This window comes from Flavobacterium arabinosi, assembly GCF_048158725.1.
Classification (GTDB): domain Bacteria; phylum Bacteroidota; class Bacteroidia; order Flavobacteriales; family Flavobacteriaceae; genus Flavobacterium; species Flavobacterium arabinosi.
Genome location: NZ_JBLNKX010000008.1, coordinates 189076 through 205051 on the forward strand (window position 1 = coordinate 189076; position 15976 = coordinate 205051).

Annotated in this window: 10 protein-coding genes; 6 read left to right on the forward strand and 4 right to left on the reverse strand. The window is 34.4% G+C overall.

The window, feature by feature from the left end:
* Positions 1-198: 198 nt before the first annotated feature.
* From porU to ACM55K_RS15630, 5 genes are all read left to right on the forward strand, one after another.
* A complete protein-coding gene (gene porU / locus ACM55K_RS15610) occupies positions 199-4029 on the forward strand; it encodes a type IX secretion system sortase PorU (RefSeq protein WP_416851199.1) in 3831 nt (1276 codons plus the stop codon).
* Positions 4030-4067: 38 nt separating this feature from the next.
* Positions 4068-5237: a type IX secretion system outer membrane channel protein PorV gene (porV, locus tag ACM55K_RS15615; protein ID WP_416851200.1), complete on the forward strand. Its 1170-nt coding sequence runs from the start codon at positions 4068-4070 to the stop codon at positions 5235-5237.
* 77 nt (positions 5238-5314) lie between these two features.
* Complete coding sequence (gene cdd / locus ACM55K_RS15620) at positions 5315-5797, forward strand: cytidine deaminase (RefSeq protein WP_416851201.1); 483 nt, start codon at positions 5315-5317, stop codon at positions 5795-5797.
* 147 nt (positions 5798-5944) lie between these two features.
* On the forward strand, positions 5945-6943 hold the full coding sequence (gene pdhA, locus ACM55K_RS15625) for a pyruvate dehydrogenase (acetyl-transferring) E1 component subunit alpha (RefSeq protein WP_416851202.1): 999 nt from the start codon (positions 5945-5947) through the stop codon (positions 6941-6943).
* A gap of 7 nt (positions 6944-6950) precedes the next feature.
* On the forward strand, positions 6951-8597 hold the full coding sequence (locus ACM55K_RS15630; protein WP_416851203.1) for a pyruvate dehydrogenase complex dihydrolipoamide acetyltransferase: 1647 nt from the start codon (positions 6951-6953) through the stop codon (positions 8595-8597).
* 54 nt (positions 8598-8651) lie between these two features.
* Here the strand turns inward: ACM55K_RS15630 and ACM55K_RS15635 are convergent, their stop codons facing one another.
* Entirely contained in the window at positions 8652-9893 is a 1242-nt protein-coding gene (locus tag ACM55K_RS15635; protein WP_416851204.1) for a glycosyltransferase, read from the reverse strand.
* 111 nt (positions 9894-10004) lie between these two features.
* Between ACM55K_RS15635 and ACM55K_RS15640 the strand changes: the two genes are divergently transcribed.
* Positions 10005-10586 carry a MiaE family protein gene (locus ACM55K_RS15640; protein WP_416842792.1) on the forward strand — a complete coding sequence of 194 codons (582 nt, stop codon included), beginning with the start codon at positions 10005-10007 and terminating at the stop codon, positions 10584-10586.
* Between the two features lie 81 nt (positions 10587-10667).
* On the opposite strand, the gene ACM55K_RS15645 is transcribed toward ACM55K_RS15640, so the two are convergent.
* From ACM55K_RS15645 to ACM55K_RS15655, 3 genes are all read right to left on the reverse strand, one after another.
* Complete coding sequence (locus ACM55K_RS15645) at positions 10668-12536, reverse strand: OmpA family protein (RefSeq protein WP_416851205.1); 1869 nt, start codon at positions 12534-12536, stop codon at positions 10668-10670.
* Positions 12537-12554: 18 nt separating this feature from the next.
* Positions 12555-13472 carry a PorP/SprF family type IX secretion system membrane protein gene (locus tag ACM55K_RS15650; RefSeq protein WP_416851206.1) on the reverse strand — a complete coding sequence of 306 codons (918 nt, stop codon included), beginning with the start codon at positions 13470-13472 and terminating at the stop codon, positions 12555-12557.
* A 66-nt stretch (positions 13473-13538) separates the two neighbouring features.
* Positions 13539-15976 (reverse strand): gliding motility-associated C-terminal domain-containing protein (locus ACM55K_RS15655; protein WP_416851207.1); only part of this gene is annotated, 2438 nt, incomplete at its 5' end.

Genomic DNA, 15976 nt, shown 5'->3' on the forward strand with positions numbered 1-15976 from the left:
AATAATTTAGGTGCCGCAATATAAATAATTAACCATTAACCTGCAACATCCTTTTTTAATAAATTTTATCCGTTAAATTTTATCAGAAAATAATACAATAAAAACGCAAATTTATAATATTTATTATTTACTATCATACTAAATGATTTATTTTTACTCATTAATAATATTTGCCTATCTATCCCGTTAAAAAAAATAATGAGAAAAACACTCCTAGTCTATTTATGCTTAATTTCTTTTTTCTCTTTTGCTCAAATTAAAGGCGATGTGACCATTGAATGGTTAGAAAAAAAGGAAATGCCTTTTGGTGATTTCAAAATAAATATTCCTCAATTTTCCGGGAACAGCTATCATTATGATGTTTCAAAAAAAGCACTATTTTACACTTCTAACCTATCAGAATCAGCTTCATTTAATGAAAATGATCTTCAAATCACGAATATTGTATACGAATCAGTTCTAACTTCTGAACTTGGCGAATTAGCCTTGGAAAACATACCCCGAAACCCAAATGCTTCCTTAAGAATTACAAATTCCAGAGATTTAAGACAGGCTTTTCTTTCCTTATCGCCAATCGTAAAAGATGACTTTGGGTACAAACGAATCAAATCATTTTCTTACAACATAAAAAGCAGTTCTTCCAGGATTTCAGAATCCAATAAAAGCACAAATATAGTTTCTAATTCTATTTTGGCTTCCGGAGATTGGTACCGATTTTATATCGAAAAATCCGGTGTTTATAAAATATCCAAAAGTTTTTTACAACAATTAGGACTCAATATAAGCAACACCGACCCAAAAAAAATTAAAATTTATGGTAATGGCGGTAAAATGTTGCCTTTGTCAAACAGCATTTATTATCCTCAAGATTTAACTGAAAACCCTGTTCAAATTATTGGCGAAAGCGACGGTGTTTTTGACAATGATGATTCCATTTTGTTTTATGCCGAAGGACTTGACACTTGGAACCAAGAGAGTCAAACCTTCAATAATTTATATGATACAAAATCCTATTATTACATAACAGTTCAAGGAGATAATGGAAAAAGAATCCCACAAATGACGCAGCCTAGCGGAAATAGCTCTGTAACATTAAACACGTTTGATGACCATCAATACCATGAATTAGATCTTGTAAATATCGCCCATCTTGGTCGTCAATGGTTTGGAGAATCCTTTGACATCACGCAGGAACAGGAATTTGAGTTTAATTTCCCAAACTACGATGCAACAACGCCAATAAAAATCATGGCAACAACTGCTTCTGCTGCTTTTACACCTACTTATTTCAAAGTAGCAGCAAATGGCCAAGAAATTGGCAACATATCTTTTCCCCCTTTGAACACCAATTCAGACACGGAATTCAACCTGGGCTCTTTACCCAACAACAACTCTTTTAATGGCTCTGAAAATGTAAAAATAAAATTAACCTACAACAACAACGGTGTTCCAGGCTCGAAAGGATATTTGGATAATATTCGGCTTATCGCCAAAAGAAAACTTCAGGGCTACGGAAAGCAATTTACTTTTCAATACGATTTATCCAATTCAAGCCTTGGCATTGCAAGTTATTCCATTTCTAATGCAACTGGCATTTCTCAAGTTTGGGATGTAACTGATTTATATAATGTAACTAAAGTCGAAAATTCAAATCAAAGCTCATTTGCTTTTAAAGCAAATCTGGGCGAACTCAGAAAATATATCGCCATTGATCCAGCAGACTATTTTACTCCTTTAAAAGACAGTAAACCAAAAATTGCTAATCAAAACTTAAAAGGAACACTTTTTAAAAACGCTCAAGGACAATTCCAGGATATAGATTACATAATTATAGCTCCGAGTTTATTAACAATACAAGCCGAAAAATTAGCCAGTTTTCATCGTGCCAATTCTAATCTAAATGTAAAAGTAATTTCTCTTGAAACCATTTACCAAGAGTTCTCATCGGGAAAACAGGATATCTCTGCCATCAGAAATTGTATAAAATACATCTATGAAAACGCATCATCTGCTAATAAAAGAATAAAATATGTGAACCTTTTCGGTGATGCTTCCTATGATTTTAAAAACAGAATAATCAACAACACTAATATTGTTCCTATTTATCATTCCTTAAAAAGTAACACATCAGGTGAAGCTTCCTTTGCTTCTGATGATTTTTACGGATTGATGGATGATAATGAAGGGAATATCGTTTCTTATTTTGGAGGAATCGATATTGCCGTTGGAAGGATGCTGGTCAATGATACGAAGCAAGCTGATGAAATGGTCAACAAAGTCATCGAATACAATGATTTAAAATCATACGGAAGCTGGAGAAATAATTTTGTCCTGATTTGTGATGATTCCGATCAATCTTCGGATACAAGTTTACAAACCAGACAAAATAATTTAGCGGATGTTATTGCGACTGAAAAACCATTTTTGAATGTCAATAAAATAATATTAGATTCTTACGTTCAAGAAGCTTCAGCAGGAGGTTTTAGATATCCAAAGGCGAGAACTGATTTTTTTAATGCTTTCGAAAAAGGAGCTTTAGTGTTTAATTATTTGGGACATGGCGGAGAAGATGGTTTATCCAGTGAACGTATTTGGGAAAAATCAGACGGTCAAAATTTAAGTAATCAATACAAATATCCATTATTCATAACCATAACTTGTGAATTCTCCCGTTTTGACAATCCTTCCAGACCAACTGCTGGAGAATATACCTATTGGAATCCAAAAGGCGGAGCTATTGCAATGATTACAACAACACGAGCAATAGGTCAGTATAATGCTGAAAATTTCAATGATATTCTTTCTAAGAATTTATTATCCTTTGGGTCTAATCAATACACTTCTATTGCCGAAGCACTGCGAATCTCAAAGAACAGCAATCCAAACTCAGCCACTAATGTAGTTTTTTATATTGGCGATCCTGCCTTAATTTTAGCAATACCCAAACCAAAAATAAACCTTACTAAAGTAAATGACGTTTCAATTTCCCTGCCTATTGATGATTTTAAATCATTAGCCAAGATTAAATTGTCCGGAGAAATTACGGATGAAAACAATAATCTGCTTACAAACTATAACGGTGAAGTTTCCACCACTGTTTTTGACAAAATTATTTCAAGAACAACATTCAATAACGATGGAAACAGCACTCCCATAAATTTTAATGTTTTGGGTGAAACTATTTTTAGAGGCAATGCATCCGTTACCAATGGCAAATTTGAGTTTAGCTTTGTTGTCCCAAGAGACATTAGAATCCCACTAGCCAACGGAAGAATCAGTTTTTATGCTAAAAAAAATCAAATATTAGAAAACCAAACTGGCTATAATACTAGTATAAAAGTAGGTGGAATTAACGAAAATGCCGTTGCGGACAATATTAGTCCAAGAGTTAAGTTATATATGAATGACGAAACTTTTGTTTCGGGAGGCACAACTAATGAATCGCCTTTCCTACTTGCTTTTCTTGAAGATGAAAATGGTATAAATACAGCCGGTGGAATTGGTCATGACATTGTTGCAATTTTAGACGGCGATGTGAATAATCCTTACATTCTAAACGATTATTACCAAACAAAATTAGACGATTACACAAATGGAACACTTCGATTTCCGCTGCGTAATTTATCAGTAGGATTACATACTATTTCATTTAAAGCTTGGGACGTTTATAACAATCCCATAATTACCGAAATTCAGTTTGTAGTAGTTGGTAACGAAACTTTAACGTTAACACATGTATTAAACTACCCCAACCCATTTGTCAATTACACTGAGTTTTGGTTTACCCATAACAGACCTTACGAAGCATTAGACGTTCAGGTTCAAGTTATGACGATAACCGGTAAAGTAGTTTGGACGAAAAACCAAATTATTTTAACCGAAGGATTTTTATCAAAAGAAATCACTTGGGATGGAAAAGATGATTTTGGAAGTAAAATTGGGAAAGGAGTCTATATTTATAAACTCACGGTGAAATCAAACTTGACAAATAAAAAAAGCGAAAAGTTTGAGAAACTTGTAATACTTTAATATTATACTATATTTGTTTAATCAATATTCTTACAATAATGAAAAAAATTACATCGGTTTTTATCTGTTTATTTATTATTTCAATTGCCAAAGCGCAAGATAGAGTTATAACTACAGGAGTTCCGTTTTTATTAGTATCTGCTGATGCGAGAGCTGCAGGTATGGCTGATATAGGTGTTGCATCATCTGCTGATGCTTTTTCACAACAATGGAATCCAGCAAAATATGCTTTTGCAATAGATAAACAAGGCTTTTCAGTGAGTTACACTCCTTACCTTACTGATTTGGTAAATGATATTTCATTGGGTCAATTGACCTATTACAATAAACTTAACGAACGAAGTGCATTTGCAGGAAGCTTACGCTATTTTGGTTTAGGCGAAATTGAATTACGCGAAACGGGTAATGTTGATGAAGTACCAAGAATAGTTTCTCCAAATGAATTTGCATTAGACGGCTCCTATTCCTTAAAATTAAGCGAACGATTTTCAATGGCAGTTGCCGGACGCTATATTCACTCCAGCCTAAAAGTAGCAACTGATAATGGCGATGCATCGCCCGCAAGTTCATTTGCGGTGGATATAGCAGGATTCTATCAGTCAGAAGAAATAGCTTATACTGACTTTAACGGAAGATGGAGAGCGGGATTTAATATTCAAAATTTAGGACCAAAAATAAGTTATGATAATGATGAATTTAGCAACAATTTTCTACCCGCGAATTTAAAAGTAGGAACTGGATTTGATTTCATATTAGATGATTTCAATAAAGTAGCTTTAAATTTAGAATTCAATAAATTATTAGTACCAACGCCACAAAATCCAGATTTAAATGGTGATGGAACAGTAACCAGCGAAGAAAGAGCACAAAACCAACAGGATTATCGCTCTATAGGATGGGTTTCAGGAGTATTTAAATCATTTGGAGATGCCCCAGATGGTTTCAGTGAAGAATTAAAAGAGTTTACTTATGCCGCAGGTGCAGAATATTTATACCAAGATTCATTTGCCATGCGTTTGGGATATTTCCATGAAAGCCCAGAAAAAGGAGCCAGACAATTTTTCTCGCTTGGAGCAGGATTTAAATATACTATTGTAAAAGTGGATGTATCCTATTTATTCTCCGCATCTAAAGTAAAAAATCCTTTAGAGAATACGCTTAGATTTTCACTTACATTTAATTTTGGCGATAAATATGACGAATATTAATTAATACGGTTTTAAATATAAACTACAAATCCAAATTTCATATCATTGAAATTTGGATTTTTTTTCCTGTAAAAAGAATGAAAGAAATTACTATTACGACACAATTCAACGTTTTTGATTCGACTAAGGATTTACCAATTGACATCCTAAATTTAATGGAACAAGCAATAGCTATCAGAAAGAAAGCATACGCTCCTTATTCGAAATTTAGAGTCGGCGCAGCAATTCTTTTAGACAACGGAAAGATTGTACTAGGCTCAAATCAAGAAAACGCAGCATATCCTTCTGGTCTTTGTGCTGAACGCGTCGCGATTTATCAAGCAGGAGCGATTTATCCTGAAGCTAAAATTTTAAAAATGGTAATAACTGCTGCTTCAGATACTAATAAAACAACAACACCTATACCGCCTTGTGGCTCTTGCAGACAATCAATAGCAGAATATGAAATAAAACAGGAGACCCCCATTGAAATCTACTTCATGGGAGAAACAGGGGCTATTTACAAATCCGCATCCCTAAAAAACTTGCTCCCTTTCATGTTTGACAAAAGCTTCTTGTAAAAAAAAACCAAAAACTAGCTTATAAATTTTACTTCTTAGTTGGAATGTCTTATTTTTGCGGTTCGCAAATTTGTTGGAGGAAACCATTTTGCGTTATAGGTACCAATTGATAACACAATAACACTTTAGCAAAAAGAATTAATTCAGATGAAAGAAGTTACAAAAGAAGTTTATTTAAAGTGGTATGAAGACATGCTGCTTTGGAGAAAGTTTGAGGACAAACTTGCAGCATTATACATACAACAAAAAGTTAGAGGATTTCTACACTTATATAATGGTCAAGAAGCCGTTCTGGCAGGTGCATTACACGCCATGGACTTGACAAAAGACAAAATGATTACCGCTTATAGAAATCACGTTCAACCAATAGGAATGGGTGTAGATCCAAGACGCGTAATGGCTGAACTAATGGGAAAAGTTACAGGAACATCCAAAGGAATGGGTGGTTCTATGCACATTTTCTCAAAAGAACACCGTTTTTATGGTGGTCACGGAATTGTAGGTGGACAAATTCCTGTAGGAGCCGGATTGGCTTTTGCAGATAAATATTTTGAAACAGGTGGTGTTACTATGACCTATTTTGGTGATGGTGCTGCTCGTCAAGGTTCTTTACACGAAGCTTTCAACATGGCTATGTTATGGAAACTTCCAGTAGTATTTATCGTTGAAAATAACGGTTATGCGATGGGAACTTCTGTAGAAAGAACTGCAAATCATACTGATATTTGGAAACTAGGTTTAGGGTACGAAATGCCTTGCGGACCAGTTGATGGAATGAATCCGGTAAAAGTTGCTGAAGCAATGACAGAAGCTATTGACAGAGCACGTCGTGGTGACGGACCAACTTTTCTTGAAATGAAAACATACCGTTACAGAGGACACTCCATGTCTGATGCACAATTATACCGTTCGAAAGAAGAAGTAGAAGAGTATAAAAAAATAGATCCAATTACACAAGTTTTAGATGTAATTAAAGATCAAAAATACGCTACTGAAGAAGAAATCGAAGTAATTGACCAAAGAGTTAAAAGTTTAGTGGAAGAATGCGTAAAATTTGCGGAAGAATCTCCTTATCCTGAAATTCAACAATTATACGACGTAGTATACGATCAAGAAAACTATCCATTTTTACCTCATAAACTATAAATCAATTATGGCAACAATAATAACAATGCCTCGTTTGAGCGATACAATGACGGAAGGAACGGTAGCGGCTTGGCTAAAAAAAGTAGGTGACAAAATCGTTGAAGGTGATATCCTTGCAGAAATTGAAACCGATAAAGCAACAATGGAATTCGAGTCTTTCAACGAAGGAACTCTTTTATATATTGGTATCCCAGAAGGGGAAACTGCACCGGTAGATTCTCTATTAGCAATAATAGGAAATGAAGGTGAAGATGTTTCAGCTTTAATAGCTGGAAAAGCAGCTCCTGCAACTGAAGAAGCTAAACCTGCTGTTGCCGAAACAGCAACTGCTCCCGAAGCTAAAAAAGAAGAAACAACTGCTCCTGCAGCTTCTTTACCACAAGGAGTTATCGTAGTTACTATGCCTCGATTGAGCGATACTATGACCGAAGGTACTGTTGCTACTTGGTTGAAAAAAGTAGGCGATAAAATTACCGAAGGTGATATTCTTGCTGAAATCGAAACGGATAAAGCAACAATGGAATTTGAATCTTTCAACGAAGGAACTCTATTATACATAGGAATTCAAGAAGGAAATACTGCACCAGTTGACAGTCTTTTAGCCATTATTGGACCTGAAGGAACTGACATTAGCGGTATTGCTGAAAATTATAAAACTGGAGGAGCTCCACAAGCTCCTGCCGCAACTGAAGAAGCAAAATCAGCACCAGCTGAAAAAGCAGCAGAACCAATTGTACAAGAAGCATCTACTGATGGTCAACGAATTTTAGCTTCGCCCTTAGCGAAGAAAATCGCTACTGACAAAGGAATTCAATTGACTCAAGTGAAAGGTTCAGGTGAAAACGGACGTATCGTAAAAAGCGATATTGAAAACTTCACACCAAAAACTGCTGTTGCGCCAGCTACTGCAACTTCTGCACCAGCGAAAACAGAAACTGTTGCTGCAGCAAAACCATTTGTTCCGGCAGGAGAAGTTTTTACAGAAGAAATCAAGAATTCGCAAATGCGAAAAATCATTGCTAAACGTTTAGCAGAGTCTTTGTTTACAGCTCCACATTACAACTTAGTAATAGAAGTAACTATGGATGAGGCAATGAAATCAAGAGTTATCATTAACAGCGTTCCTGATACAAAAGTATCATTTAACGATATGGTGATAAAAGCTTGTGCATTAGCTTTGAAAAAACATCCAAAAATAAATTCACAGTGGAAAGAAGATGTCATCATCATCAACCATCATGTAAATATTGGCGTTGCTGTAGCTGTTGAAGACGGACTAGTAGTTCCTGTATTACGATTTACAGATGCTATGAGTTTATCTCAAATTGGTGGAAACGTAAGAGATCTTGCAGGAAGAGCTAAAAACAAAAAATTATTACCTACAGAAATGGAAGGAAGTACTTTTACAGTTTCTAATCTTGGAATGTTTGGTATTACCGAATTCAACTCAATCATCAACCAACCGAACTCTGCAATCCTTTCAGTAGGAGCTATTGTAGAAAAACCAGTTGTAAAAAATGGACAGATTGTAGTAGGAAATACAATGATGTTATCTTTAGCTTGCGATCACAGAACAATTGATGGCGCAACTGGAGCACAATTTTTACAAACATTGAAACAATTTATAGAAAATCCAGTTACGATGCTTGCGTAATAACCGGATTCTTAAATACAAATCCCGTCTTGTTTTAGAACTTGACGGGATTTTTTATTTATTCTTTGCCTCTATCCAAAGTGACATGTATTTTGTGCTTTTTAAAGTATGATGTTGCAACATCGCCCCCATAAAGTTCCTCAAACGATGTTTTTGTAAATCGGCTTGCAATATCTCAACTTTTTTTACAAAATCATCCTCGAATAATTCTTTCAAATACCTCTCATTAACAATTGCGATTCCGTTTTGTTGGGCTTTAATCCAAATGGTTTTGTCTCGATACAATTGAACTGCTTTATCTGCAAAAACACTTGGCTCATCAACAATAAAGCCATTCCAAGGTAAATCACCGTGCATTGATTCAGCACCAATAATTGTCGTTATACTTGGTGTTCCGCATTGCATCGCTTCCAATAATTTCCCTTTTATACCTGCGCCAAAACGTAAAGGAGCCAAGACAACTCGTGCATTTTTTGCAACTTCCTGAGCGTCATTCGCACGACCCATAATTAAAAAGCCTTCTTTAACATTATGTAATTGCAGTACTTTTTGCGAAGGATATGCTCCATAAACATGCAAAACTGCCTCTGGTAATTGTTTTCTAATTAAAGGCCAAATCGTCTCTTTTAAATATTGTACTGCATTCCAATTAGGTTCATGAAGAAAATTTCCGATAAAAATAAAGTTTTTTCGTTCTTCAAATGAAAGTAATTCTTGAAGCTGAGCAATCTTGATTGGCTCCAATAAAAAAGGCAAATAATAGAACAAAGCTTTATCGATTTTAAATACAGATTCCAACAATTCCATTTCAAACTCAGAAATCATTAGGGACAAGTCGCATCTCAAAATACTGGCAATTTCTCGTTTTGCAACATCTTCAAGAAACAAATCAGTTGCATTAAACGGACGTTTTTCCTTAAACGCTTTTTGTCGCGCTAAACGCAAACAGTGTAAATCCTCTGTATCTAACAGTCGTAATGCATCAGGACAATTTTCGGCAACACGCCAGCCAAATTGTTCTTCCATCATAAACCGATCAAACAAAACAATCGTAGGATTCAGTTCTTTTATAAAAAGATCAAAACTATAATTATTTAGCTCAATTGTTTTTTTATCAACTCCGAAGCTTTCTAAATCGACCATGAAATCACTGTCTTGAGCTGGACTAGCAAACGTAATGCTAAAACCTTGTTTTTTAAAAAGTGAAATCAATTGCATCATCCTTCCTCCTGCTGCTGACGAATTGGGCTCTGGCCAAACAAAACCAATAATTAAAAGTTTTTGAACTTGATTCATATTTACATAAAGTTATACTTGCAAAATAATGCTATTTTGATGGCAATCCCATCATTTCGCAGAAAAATCAGTAAGAAAACACTAATTTTGCCCTAAACAAATTCCAATAAAATGTTAGGATTAAAATTAGCCACAGACCCGCGTTGGGTAAATATAGTCGAATCAAATATTGAAGAAATTTTGACTGATCACGCTTGGTGCGAACAAAAAGCAGCATCAAACGCAATAAGTTTAGTTACTTACAATTCAGAATTAGAGGAATTAGTCACCGAAATGTTGATTATTGCTAAAGAAGAATTAGACCATTTACAATTGGTTCATAATTTAATAAAAAGCAAAGGCTTAACTTTAGGTCGAGAAAGAAAAGACCATTATGTAAATGAACTTTTCAAATTCATGAAAAAAGATGGAAGTCGAAGAGATGCCCTTTGTGATCGATTGTTATTTTCTGCGATGATTGAAGCCAGAAGTTGTGAACGCTTTAAAGTATTATCCGAAAACATAAAAGATCCCGAGCTAGCTACTTTTTACAGAGACCTCATGATTTCAGAAGCTGGACATTACACTACTTTCTTGGGTTTTGCACGAAAATATGCCGATAATATTGACGTTGATAAACGTTGGGCTGCATGGATTGAATTTGAAACATCTATCATTACCAATTATGGAAAAAACGAAACCATTCATGGTTAATGAACTATAAAATTTTCACAACAAACAAAAAGAGGATATCAATTGAACATCCTCTTTTTGTTTGTCATAATTCTGATGATTTTATTTAATAATCATAAACTCTGAACGCCTGTTCAAGGCATGCTCATCATCTGTACATAGATCTCCACAAGTAACTTTTAGTTCAGATTCTCCAAAACCTTTTCCTGATATTTTATCGGTATTAATTCCTTTTGAAACAATATATTGGATAGTAGACTTAACTCTTCTATCGGAAAGATCTAAATTATATTCATCACTACCTCTTGAATCAGTATGGGACTTAACATAAATAACCAGTTTATCATTTTGTGACATTACATAAACTAATTTATCAAGTTCTGTAGCTCCTTGTTTGGTTATATCGCTTTTATTGAATTCGAAATAAATGGGTTTCAATATGATTTCTTTTTCCGTTACTGTAACTTCAAGTGGATCAATAGCAGCTTCTATACGCACCACCTCTTTTTCGATTTTAGCAACTGGAAATGATTTAGTAACAAATCCATCTTTGTGAACTTCTAACACATATGGTTTTTGACAATCAACCTCATAGGACACTTCCCCTTTTTCATTAGACATTTTCGTGTCTAAAATATTATTATATGCGTCTAAAATAATTACTTTAGAATCAGCTAAAATAGTATTATTTTTTGCGTTTTTCACTATTGCTTGAATCTGTACTTTACAAACTGGAACTGTACTATAAATATGATCTATACCAGATCTATTACTTGATAAATATCCTATATATTTTTCTTTGTTAAACGTAAAAGCAAAATCATCTTTTTCTGTATTAATTGGTGTACCTAAGTTATTAGGTATCTCGATTTTATTTAAATCTACAGAAAAAACATCTAAACCGCCAAATCCCGTCAGACCATTTGAAGAAAAATACAGAACAGCGTCATCTGATACAAAAGGAAAATTCTCGTCACCAGACGTATTTATTTTATCGCCCATGTTCTCAGGTATCCCAAAGCTTCCATCTGAATTAACTGCTACTTTCCATAAGTCAGTTCCTCCAATTGAACCAGGCATATTTGAGGCAAAATACAGAAACTTTCCATCTTTATCGATAGTTGGATTTCCAGTAGAATAGCTCTTACTATTGAATGGAAGTGGTGTCACTGCAGTCCATTTTCCGTTTTCTTTAACAGCTTTAAATAAACTTACCTGACCGTATCTTAATTTTTTGGATTTATCTTTTTTGAATAATTTCTCATTAAAACTTTCACTGGAAAAATAAATTGTATTACCATCTTTAGTCATCGTCAAAGGACCTTCATGGAAAACTGTATTTAATTCTGAAATTGCAGTTGGCTCAGAATAACTTCCATCTTGTTCTTTATAAACCGATTGATAAAGATCTAAAAATGGTTCATTGTTCCATCCATAAATTTTACCATTTTGATTTCTTGCACTTGCAAAATAGAGTACATTATTGTAAAGTGACGCTCCAAAATCAGATTTTTCAGAATTAATATTTATTTTTTTTACTTCAAATAGTTTTGCTTTCTTCTTCAATCTTGAAAGATAATCGGGATTTTCATTAAATTCCTTAGTTCTTGCATCATTAGGTAACATAGCCGAAAATATTTTCATTTGCAAATCAGATTCTGCATATTTTTCGTTAGATTTTAGTACCTGAGCATATCGATAATACGTTTCGGCATCTTGTTTAGATTTCAAGGTTTCTACATACCATTTTTCAGCTTCAGCGGTATCAAGCCTATTATAATAACTGTCCGCAAGTTGCTTATAAACATAAACGTCCCCCTTTCCTTTTTCAACTAAAGCTAGATATTCCTTAACAGCTTGGACATATTCGTAACTGTCAAATAATTTATCCGCATTCTTAGTATCCTTATTTTGCGCTGCTAGTGAAATGCTAACTAAAACAAAAAACAATAGTATAGTATATTTTTTCATTAAATATAAAATTAAATATTAGAAAAATCTTGAGGAACGAGACACTTTTTTAGGAACAAATAAATCATATAACAATATAAATTCATGTGAAGATGGCGCCGTCACTTTCAAATCTGAAACAACGTGATCATAGGCATAACCTATTCTCAATTCAGGTGTAATTGCAAAATTTACCATTGCTCCAAAACTGTCTTCTAATCTATATGTCGCACCTAATTCGAATTTCTCCAAGTACAAAAAGTTCGCAGAAACATCTAAAGAAGGCGATACATTAAATGCTGATTTCAACATGAAGGAAGGTTTGAATTTTAATTCATAATTGATATCGAATACATATCCTGCAGTTAAAAAATAATGGGATATATCTGAACCATATTCTCTTCCATTATAATCTAAATGTGCCGATTTTAACATATTGGGTAATGATAAGGAAACGTAATATTTATCTGTATAATAAAAAGCACCTACACCCATATTCAATGAAGAATCATTTATATCTTCTCCAAAAATTCCTTCTGAGGGATCCGGCAAACTAGATTGTATATCTCTAAGTCCGACCTTATGGAAAGATATGCCTGCCTTTAAACCTAAAGCTAATCTATGTATATCATTTAATTTTAATGTGTATGAAAAATCTCCATATACATTTTGTTCTGTAACCGGCCCTATTTTATCTGAAATGAATGACAAACCAAGACCTACATTATTACCTGTAGGAGTATGCCCAGAAAAAGTAAAAGAAGTTGGCGCATCTTCAATATTTACCCATTGTTTTCTGTATAACAGACCAAATGAAATATTTTCTTTTGAACCTGCATAGGCTGGATTAATAACATTCATATTATACATATATTGGGTATAATGTGGATTTTGTTGCGCTTTCACACCCATTAAGGCAATAAGAACTAAAATAGACGTCAAAAATAATTTGTTCATATCTATGTGTTTTTCGGTTTAGCAGTCTATGGAAAGTTTCAAAGACTAATAAATATAATTAATTTACTATTTTTCTCTGATTAGATAAATCCAACCTGTTTTTGTTTCTCCATTATTAAATTCTATCACATAGTAATAGGTTGCGCTTGGCAACTCATCTCCTTTATCAGTCTGACCCTTCCATTGATCTGTATAATTAGATTGACTATAAACCTTAATCCCATACCTATTAAATATCTCTAGTTTTTTAACATCCAATAATCTTAAATCGAAGTATTCATTTGAACCATTGCCATCTGGAGAAATTCCTTTTTGTATATTACAATAAATAGATTCCACTGTAGCAATATTTGTTGTTTCACAACCAGTAGCAATTGATTTTATAGTCAATGAATACTTTACGGGAAATACTTCTTGTCCTGGTGTAGATACAATTACATCTGAGACATTTAAAACATTAGAATTAGTCCCAACAGGAGCACCTGTACTATCCTTCCATTGATAATCAACATTATTAGGGTCATATGAACTAGATATTGAGCTAGCAGTTAAAATGTAATCTTTAGACTCACAGTCTCCTGAAATTTCGAATTGAATTTGTGGAGGAATAGCGTTTATCGTTATTTCAGAACCAATAGTTATACATGCAATACTATTGGTAAATCGCACACTCATTCTATACTTACCAGGAGCTAAATTTAAAAATTCAGGATTATCTTGGTATCCATTTCCTAAACTGTATTGAACATTTGCTTGTGCAGTAATTTGAATTCTACCCATAGGCTCTAGACAAGTTGGCTGTGTAATTTGTGCCAAAGTTGGGATTACTGGTAATAGAGGAAGAGGATTAATTGTTACATTTACAACACTTTGCACTGAACAAGTAGTATCAGTTATGTTTCTAACATACAAGGTATAATTATTTGGAGCTAATCCAGAAAATGTATTTGAAGTTTGATATGTTGTACCATTCAAGCTATATTCCACCCCTGATTGAGTAGCCACTACAATGGTTCCGGATGGTACCGCACAAGTTGGCTGAACTATACTCGCCATACTTGGAACGATAGGAGGAGTTGGTATTGGATTAATTGTTACAGCTGATGCCGATGAAATCACACAAGTATTATCTGATGTATTTCTAACATAGAGGGTATAATTATTTGGAGCCAATCCAGTGAAGGTATTAGAAACTTGATATGTTGTACCGTTCAGACTGTATTCTATTCCTAATTGCGTCGTTATCGAAATACTTCCTGATGGTGTTGAGCACTTTGGTTGAATCACACCTGTCGTTGTTGGAACTAGCACTACTTTTATTGCATTAATTGTTGTTGCTGATGCCGATGAAGTCACACAAGTATTATCAGAAGTTTTCCTAACATACAACGTATAATTATTTGGAGCTAATCCTGGGAAGGTATTAGAAACTTGATATGTTGTGCCGTTCAGACTATATTCAACGCCTGACTGTGAAGAGATTGTAATGCTTCCTGACGGTGTTCCACAAGTCGGTTGAACCACACTAGCTGATGTTGGAACTATTGGGGGAATCGGCAACGCATTAATTGTTATTGCTGACGCCGATGAAGTTACGCAAGTATTATCAGAAGTTTTTCTAACATACAAAATATAATTATTTGGAGCCAATCCTGTGAAGGTATTTGAAGCCTGGTATACTGAACCATTCAAACTATACTCTGCTCCAGTTTGTGTTGTTATTACAATATTTCCTGATGGTACCCCACAAGTTGGTTGAACTACGCTAGCTGTTGTTGGAACTACTGGAGGATTCGGAATAGCATTAATTGTTATGGCTGACGCAGATGAAGTTACACAAGTATTATCAGCTGTTTTTCTAACATATAAGGTGTAATTATTTGGAGCCAATCCTGTGAAGGCATTAGAAGCCTGATAGGTTGTGCCATTCAAACTATACTCTACTCCTGTTTGAGAAGTTATTGCAATACTTCCCGATGGTGTTCCACAAGTTGGCTGAACCACGCTAGCTGTTGTTGGAACTATTGGGGGGATCGGCAACGCATTAATTGTTATGGCTGACGCAGAGGAAGTTACACAAGTATTATCAGCTGTTTTTCTAACATACAAAGTGTAATTATTTGGTGCTAATCCTAGGAAAGTATTAGAAGCCTGATAGGTTGTACCATTCAAACTATACTCTACTCCCGATTGTGTCGTTATTGCAATACTTCCTGATGGTATCCCACAAGTTGGCTGAATCACACTAGCTGTTGTTGGAGCAACTGGAGGATTCGGAATAGCATTAATTGTTATGGCTGACGCAGATGAAGTTACACAACTATTATCTGCTACATTTCTAACATACAAAGTAAAATTATTTGGAGCCAATCCTGTGAAGGTATTTGAAGCCTGGTATACTGAACCATTCAAACTATACTCTGCTCCAGTTTGTGTTGTTATTACAATACTTCCTGATGGTGTCCCACAAGTTGGTTGAACTACGCTAGCTGTTGTTGGAACTA